At 49.3% G+C, this 1,149-nt stretch carries 2 pseudogenes; both read right to left on the bottom strand.

From position 1 onward, the window contains the following. Nucleotides 1–175: 175 nt before the first annotated feature. Nucleotides 176–696 (bottom strand): annotated as a pseudogene (locus tag ACKWMY_RS28175) (phospholipase D family protein). Beyond that, nucleotides 620–1,149: pseudogene (locus ACKWMY_RS28170) on the bottom strand (hypothetical protein); the annotation flags it as partial. The pseudogenes ACKWMY_RS28175 and ACKWMY_RS28170, both read right to left, overlap by 77 nt.

The following is a 1,149-nucleotide window of genomic DNA, read 5'->3' as shown; positions in this document are numbered from 1 at the left end:
TTTGTAGGTAGCCCAGTTGGTGATTTTGAACTTTTGTTTTGCCACGTGATATCGCTGCAGGATCAGGAGTGTGGTGATCTGATCCTGACTACGGCCAAAAGTTCGATTTATTCAACAACGCCCCTAAAAACATCTGGGTGCAGCTGCGTGACATGTCTAGCCAGATTGCCAGACGTTAATCTGCCCCTTCACTCCAGAGACGATTAAATTCTCCCTGATAAGCCTGCGCTGTCGAAGGCTCATTCCAGATGACTACCGTGTTTTCGGCATTGCGTGTTTAACTGCGCTGGACGTGTAGTTAAACGAGCCCGTCTGAGTAGTCACTCCGTCAATCACCATAAATTTGTTGTGCTGGATAGCGTAGCGGTCGTTAAGACGAACCGGGATGCCCTTATGCTTTAACCAGGTGACAGCTGAATAGCGGCCGCCGTTGTCTTTCGCATCCGCGACCACCCGAACTCTGATACCACGCTGGCTGGCGTTATCCAGTGCGATGGCCACGGGTTTGCTGGTAAAGCTGTATGCAGCAACGTCGATACTTTGCCGGGCGCTATTAATTGCAGTCAGTATGTTTTCGATGGCGCTTCCTCCAGGAGAAAACCCGGTGGTGATTCTTACCTCAGATGCGATCGATGACAGAGGAAGAAGCAAAATCATCAGTAAAAGCGTCAGGCGCGAAGTTCTGGTGCCAGTCATCATAGGTGCTGTTCTCTGTGTAGTGGGTTTGTTCGGGGTATGATGGAGCCGCCGGCTGGAAGAAATTTTCCGGCGGTGACGTTTCTGCCGGTGGCGTGCCGTATCCGGCATTGTTCTGGTGTGCCTCTTCAATACGTTTCTTCGAGATGCGGATATTTTCGCGGTCCTTCAGCCAGCGGTATTTACCCTTATTCTTCTCCAGGGCGCTGACCGCCGCTTCAAATAGAAGAACGCCACGTTCATCGTTGCTGTAGTCCACATCGATACGACTAGCCTTGCCGGTTGAAATAGAAACAGATGGAAGCTCAGTTATACCTGTATAAATTGTGAGCTGCTTACCCTCGACTTCTACTGATTTCCAATCGTTCATGCCGAACCCCATAACGCGAACATCTTTGGGGGCGAAAAAATTAAATATGGTTGTATCTGGATGATTAATATATAGAAGAGTTC

Origin of the sequence: Serratia sp. J2 (genome assembly GCF_046269175.1) — a bacterium.
In the GTDB taxonomy this organism is placed as follows: domain Bacteria; phylum Pseudomonadota; class Gammaproteobacteria; order Enterobacterales; family Enterobacteriaceae; genus Chania; species Chania fonticola_C.
Note: the sequence above shows the minus strand (reverse complement) of the source record. Positions and strands in the feature narration are given on the sequence as shown.